This window comes from Rhizobium phaseoli (assembly GCF_010668805.1).
GTDB classification, from domain to species: Bacteria; Pseudomonadota; Alphaproteobacteria; order Rhizobiales; family Rhizobiaceae; genus Rhizobium; species Rhizobium phaseoli_A.
This window is the reverse complement of the sequence record NZ_WUFT01000037.1, coordinates 21,037-27,343: the sequence shown is the minus strand read 5'-3', so window position 1 is coordinate 27,343 and position 6,307 is coordinate 21,037. Positions and strand designations below refer to the sequence as shown.

Annotated in this window: 6 protein-coding genes; all 6 read left to right on the top strand. The window is 58.0% G+C overall.

From position 1 onward, the window contains the following. Positions 1-139: 139 nt before the first annotated feature. The 6 genes from GR197_RS30600 (at position 140) to GR197_RS30575 (ending at position 6,266) form a co-directional block, all read left to right on the top strand. The gene (locus tag GR197_RS30600) at positions 140-1,117 is read left to right on the top strand and encodes an NAD(P)-binding domain-containing protein (protein ID WP_164016353.1); all 978 of its coding nucleotides are present in this window, start codon (positions 140-142) and stop codon (positions 1,115-1,117) included. A gap of 630 nt (positions 1,118-1,747) precedes the next feature. Beyond that, positions 1,748-2,821: an IS630 family transposase gene (locus GR197_RS30595; RefSeq protein ID WP_164016351.1), complete on the top strand. Its 1,074-nt coding sequence runs from the start codon at positions 1,748-1,750 to the stop codon at positions 2,819-2,821. Between the two features lie 246 nt (positions 2,822-3,067). Continuing rightward, entirely contained in the window at positions 3,068-3,820 is a 753-nt protein-coding gene (locus GR197_RS30590) for a COG4280 domain-containing protein (protein ID WP_164016357.1), read from the top strand. Then, complete coding sequence (locus GR197_RS30585) at positions 3,817-4,038, top strand: hypothetical protein (protein ID WP_164016349.1); 222 nt, start codon at positions 3,817-3,819, stop codon at positions 4,036-4,038. The genes GR197_RS30590 and GR197_RS30585 overlap by 4 nt, the downstream gene beginning before the upstream one ends. Before the next feature lie 148 nt (positions 4,039-4,186). Then, the gene (locus GR197_RS30580) at positions 4,187-4,855 is read left to right on the top strand and encodes a response regulator (RefSeq protein WP_164016347.1); all 669 of its coding nucleotides are present in this window, start codon (positions 4,187-4,189) and stop codon (positions 4,853-4,855) included. Continuing rightward, entirely contained in the window at positions 4,845-6,266 is a 1,422-nt protein-coding gene (locus tag GR197_RS30575; RefSeq protein WP_164016345.1) for a sensor histidine kinase, read from the top strand. The genes GR197_RS30580 and GR197_RS30575 overlap by 11 nt, the downstream gene beginning before the upstream one ends. Positions 6,267-6,307: the final 41 nt, after the last annotated feature.

The following is a 6,307-nucleotide window of genomic DNA, read 5'->3' as shown; positions in this document are numbered from 1 at the left end:
AACCGGCTCCAACGCTGCGCGAGATGAAAGCTTCGCGTTTCCGCCGGTTGCTCACACCGCGCCACTTGGCGTATTCAAAACCGCCGAGGCTCTAATCGCCGCCGGATGAAAATTCAGTGGCAGGTCAGGGGCCACCCGCGTGGGTGACCAATGGCGTGCGAGACATCCCCAGCTCACACTCAACACCCACAGAGATCTTTCTCACTTGCCGAACCTTCGGTATCCAACTGGTACCCCGGCATTTCCAAAGCGCGATGCCGTTGTCAAGCATCTCCAGGAATTCGTTGCTCAACAGTCGATGGCGATCGAATTCGGGGTGGAGGTGGATCGCATATCCGTTGTTAACGGAAATTATCACCTCTCGACCAACAAAGGGGCTGTCGCAGCCCGCAACGTTGTCATCGCGACGGGCCGAGACCGCAAACCAATTATACCTGCGTGGGTTGGGCTTGAGCGTTTTCGAGGCAAGGTCATCCACGCTGCGGAATTTGGCAGTCCGCAAGATTATGATAGAAAGAGCGTGCTTGTCGTCGGCGCCGGCAACTCCGGATTTGATATCCTTAACCATCTGGCGGCGCGAAAAACATCTACTCTTTGGCTGTCTTCCAGACATGGCCCTACACTCGTGCCGAAGCGGCTTTTCGGAGTAACCGTACATCGCCTTTCCCCCTTGCTGGAACGGCTTCCGACGCGACTTGCCGATGTGGCGCTCGCAGCGACGAGTTATGTGGCCTTCGGCGATCTGAGAAGGTTTGGTATGGGAAAGCCAGCAGGTGGCGGCGCAACCCGACTGAGAGAGGGCACGGCACTGGCATTAGACGATGGCGCGGTAAGGGCGATCAAGGCCGGAAACATAAGGGTGGTGCCTGAAGTGCAATCGTTTGACGAGGATCAAGTCTACTTCAGAGACCGCCAAGCTTGTTCGCCAGACATCGTTATTGCAGCGACAGGTTATGCAGCTGATCTCGAAGGGATCGTCGGCAATCTCGATCTGTTAGATAAGCAGGGACGAACGCTGATCAATGGATCACAACAGTTGCCGCATCTTCCCGGACTTTACTTCATCGGTATGCGCGCGAGCATTATCGGTGACATCGGGAGTGCCAAAATTCAGTGACGCGCTATCGCGAGATCTATTCGGCGTGCACAGCAGGAAGGAATGACTGATGGGAGCGCCGCCACCTGGCGTGATCGATGATCAATACGACGAGGCCCCTGTAAGCACCAGCCCGCTTGCTAACATCAATCCCGCCCTCGACCGGGCAAGGCGGCGCGACGCGTTCACGCGTGCATCATTCGCCGAGGAGCCGCGACCCGTAACTCACACTTTTGCACCAGCCATTTAAAGCATTGTTGTGGCAGGTGGTGACGGAAACGTTCGCGCCTAGATCACAATCTCGAGCCAGCAGCAGACTGGACTTTATGCTCAGACGATGCATGGAAAGGCCCCAGGGTCCGCCGCCAAGCCGTATTGCCTATAAGTTTTGTACCAAGAACGTTCTACTAAATACGCATTGTGACGCGGCGATCACCATAACAGGCTGCGTCGCAGAAGGTTGTGGACTCTCACCGGCGACAAAGCGCGATATAAATGGCACCGTTCCGTTCCCAATGTTGCTGCATCCCGAGGAATGTGCTGTGTTATCTACCTGAATTAATTGGTATAGTCTTATAGCTAGTGGATTGATTGAAACAAAGGAGTCCGATTTGGGATTCCTTTTCGACTTTCGTTGTGCAACGATATCGTATGCGTACAGGTATCAGATTTGACGTGGCCGCGGCGGATCGAGCCCGCTTGGAAGCGATTGTTGCAGCTCCAACTTCTGCTCAGAAGCACGTGTGGCGAGCGAGGATCATCTTGATGAGCGGTGATGGCTCGGGAACGGTCGCAATCATGGAGACAACCGGCAAATCCAAAACGTGTGTCTGGCGTTGGCAGGAGCGCTTCATGACTGAGGGCGTCGATGGCCTTTTGCACGACAAGAGCAGACCGCCCGGCATTGCGCCGCTTGATGGCGAACTCGTTGAGCGGGTCGTCGCACTGACGCTTGAGACGCCTCAACAGGAAGCAACGCATTGGACTGTTCGTGCGATGGCCAAGGCCGTTGGGATTGCAGCCTCTTCGGTTGTGAAGATCTGGCATGAGCATGGCCTTGCCCCGCATCGCTGGCGCTCCTTCAAACTATCGAACGACAAGGCCTTTGCCGAGAAGCTTCATGACGTCGTCGGGCTCTACGTCTCGCCACCGGCCCATGCCATTGTCCTGTCCGTCGAGAGCCAGATCCAGGCACTCGACCGGACGCAGCCAGGACTTCCCCTGAAGAAAGGGCGCGCCGGCACGATGACTCACGATTACAAGCGCCATGGCACCACCACCCTGTTTGCCGCCCTCAATATCCTCGACGGCTCGGTGATCGGTCGAAACATGCAGCGTCACCGGCATCAGGAGTTCATCCGTTTTCTCAACGCCATAGAGGCGGAGTTGCCAAAGGATAAGGCCGTCCACGTTATTCTCGATAACTACGCGACCCATAAACAGCCGAAGGTCCGCGCTTGGCTAGCCAGGCATCCGCGCTGGACCTTCCACTTCGGCCCTACATCCTGTTCATGGCTGAACGCCGTCGAGGGCTTCTTTGCGAAGCTGACGCGCCGACGTCTGAAGTACGGCATCTTCCAGTCCGTCGTCGACCTACAGGCTACCATTAACCGCTTCGTCAAAGAGCATAACCAAAAACCAAAACCCTTCATCTGGAGGGCAGATCCAGACGAGATCATTGCAGCGGTCAAACGTGGGCACCAAGCGTTGGAATCAATCCACTAGCAGCAAAACGGCTTCATCGACCTCCATGAAGATGGTTGTCCGCCATTGACCGGCGAGGCCGTCGACAGCGCATTTTCACGGACGCTGCTGGCGCCTGCGGGTGCGACGTGCGCGTCGACTGGCTGCGAAAGGAACTTAGGGCTAGGCTCTGGCTTCTCGCTCCCCGCGAAACGCTGCACCGTCCTACGGCCTGAACTCTCATTGGACCTTTTCCGAACTCTCCTGGACCAAAAACGGACACTGATCATGACAACAATAACAAGTATCATCTCCACGGTGACAGCAGCCTTTCTAGGCTCCTTCGTGGAGGTCGTCGAAGCGTTCACCATTATCCTTGCGGTCGGCGTGACCCAGAGTTGGCGGCCGGCCTTCATCGGCATGGGCCTGGCGCTTTTCGTTCTCGCCGTTCTGGTGCTGGTCTTCGGGCCGCTACTCGGCCTCATCCCGATCGACATTATGCAATTCGTCATCGGCACGCTGCTGATCCTGTTCGGTCTGCGCTGGCTGAGAAAAGCCATTTTGCGTGCTTCTGGTTTCATCGACCTGCATGACGAGGAAAGGGCATTTGCCGAGGAGACGGACAGCCTTCGTCGGCAGGCGGAAAACCGCAGGGCAAACTTTTTGGCCGGCATTGCAGCATTCAAGGCCGTCCTGCTCGAAGGGGTGGAAGTGGTGTTCATTGTGATCGCCACCGGCGCACGTCCCGGAATGCTCGGCTATGCGAGCCTGGGAGCGCTGGCGGCGTGCCTTCTCGTTCTCCTTACCGGCCTCTTGGTTCACAAGCCGCTCTCGACCGTTCCGGAAAACACGCTCAAACTCGTGGTTGGCCTGATACTGAGCGCGTTTGGAATTTTCTGGGTGGGAGAAGGGATCGGCACGGTTTGGCCGGGCGCCGATCTCTCGCTGCTGCCGATCTTCGGCGTATTGGCGCTCTTCTCTTTGGTGGCCGTCAAAATGCTTCGCCGGTACTACAACGCGCATATGGAACCTGCCCAATGAACATTCTCAAAATCGCAATCAACGAACTCGTCGGCATGTTCATAGACGACGGCGCACTTGCCCTTTTGGCGCTGGCCCTGATCATCGCCGTCGGCTTTTCGGTGAAATGGGGGCTACTTGGCGGTTCAATCGCCGCCGGCATACTGATCGTCGGATGCCTGCTGATCTTGGCCGAGAGCGTTGCGCGAGCTGCGAGGCGGAAATTCATGCACAGGTGATGGCCTTATGAACTTTTGAAGGACTCCACGACCTCCCTTCTCCGAGAAGTCATCGATAGTGCCGTCTCTTCTTAGTTGCGCTTTTTATGCTAGGAGTAGCACCTCTAACGTCGCGACATTTCCGGATGATTTGTAGTAGTGTCCTCCTATGAAAATCCTGCTTGTCGAAGACAATCACGAGTTAGCAGCCTGGCTTGGCAAGGCGCTCAAGCAGGCGAATTATGCGGTCGATATCGCACATGACGGCGAAGACGCGGGGCATCTCTTGAAGGTAGCGGAGTACGCCGTCGTCATTCTCGATCTGTCGCTTCCGAAAATTGACGGAATGACGCTGCTCAAGGGGCTCCGACAAGCCGGCAACAAGGTCCCGGTTATCATCCTCACCGCCAATGCCAGCCTCGATGGAAGGGTCGCCGGACTGGATGGGGGCGCGGACGATTATCTTGCCAAACCTTTCGAAATAGCGGAGCTGGAAGCCCGCATCCGTGCGCTTGTCCGGCGCGGCCATGACCGGGCAACGCCCCAGATAGCCATCGGAGATCTAATTTTCGACGGCGGCACGCGCCAGTTCACCCTGGCGGGCGAGACGCTGGTTCTAACGCCGCGAGAACATGCGGTACTCGAACAACTTGCCCTAAAGGTCGGTACGACGGTCGCAAAGGCAACATTGTCGGAAAGCGTCTTCGGCTTCGACGACGCAGCGGACGCAAGCGCGATCGAAATCTACGTCCATCGGGTGCGCAAGAAACTCGAGGGCAGCTCCGCCCAGATTGCAACGCTCCGCGGCCTTGGCTACATGTTGCGCCATGCTGGGTGAAAACGTCAAAAGTCTCGGAAAAGGCGCCTGGCAAGCCATCCGGCTGCTCGGCGCAAGTCTGCGCATCCAGCTGTTGGCATGGATATTTCTGACCCTCATCGGCGCGATCTGTATCAATCTCTACCTCAGTTTCCTCACAGCCAACGCGACGGCCAACCTTATCTTAGACCAGACATTGATGGCCTCGGCGCGCGTCATTGCCGAGGATGTCACCGTCGACGAGAGCGGAGCAGCGCAGATCGATATACCGCCGGCGGCGCTGGAAATGTTCGATACCGGCTATCAGGACCGTGTTTTCTACCGGGTGATCACTGCCTGGGGCAATCTTGTCGCCGGATTTCCGGACCTAACGGAATCGACCAGGCCGGGAATCGGCGAAGAAGCAGTCTTTCACGATAGCCCGGTGCGCCTGCTGACGCTTTACCATCCTCTGGTCGGATTAAAGCAGCAAGGCGATATAGCGGTAACCGTCGCGGCGACCCGCAACGGGTGGACGGCGATGAGGGACAGGCTCTGGTTATCGGATTTCAGCAAACAGTTGGTCCTCGTGCTACTTGCTGGAACTGTCACGATTGTCGGGCTGCAGCGCGGCTTGGCGCCGGTTTTGCGCCTGCGCGACGCCGTTCGCGACCGGGGGCGTGAGCGGCTTGATCCGCTGTCGCTCGACATCGTGCAGACGGAACTGCGCCCCCTGGTCGCTACGCTCAACGACCATATGGAGCGCGTGCAAAACCAGATCGCGGCACAGAGGCGGTTTGTCGCAAACGCAGCACACCAACTGCGAACACCCCTCGCGCTCATTGCGATGCAGGCAAGCGTGGCGGCGCGCGAGGCAGACCCGGCGCGGCGCGAAGAGGCCCTGCAGTCCCTGCGAACCAGCACGCGCCTTATGACACGACTGGCAAGCCAGCTGCTGACCCTCTCACGTGCGGAGCCTGGAAGCCGTCGGCCTCGTAGCGACAGGATCGATTTTGCAGCAACCGTCCGCCAAATCCTGGAATATCATGCGGAGGAAGCATTGGGACGTGGTATGGACCTCGGCCTCGAGGCCGACGAGCAGCCGATCTTCGTGGAGGGCGATGGCACGATGCTGCGCGAGATGGTCGTCAACCTCGTGGATAACGCACTGCGCTATACCCCGCGTGGCGGAACCGTGACGGTGAGGACCACGCGGGAGGGAGACGAGGCCGTGCTGCAGATCGAGGACAGCGGCCCCGGCATTCCCGAGGGCGAAAGGGACCATGTGTTCGAGCGGTTCTATAGGATTGTCGGAACACAGGCTGAAGGAAGCGGGCTAGGATTGGCGATCGTGCGGGAAGTGGTGACCGGCGCCGGCGGAAACGTCACGCTCAGGGACGCGACGACCGGAGGGCTGCTGCTGACGGTGAGAATTCCGGCTGTCGGCCCCTGATCGAACAGATCCTGCAACAAAAATACCCGGCGTCGGTGTTC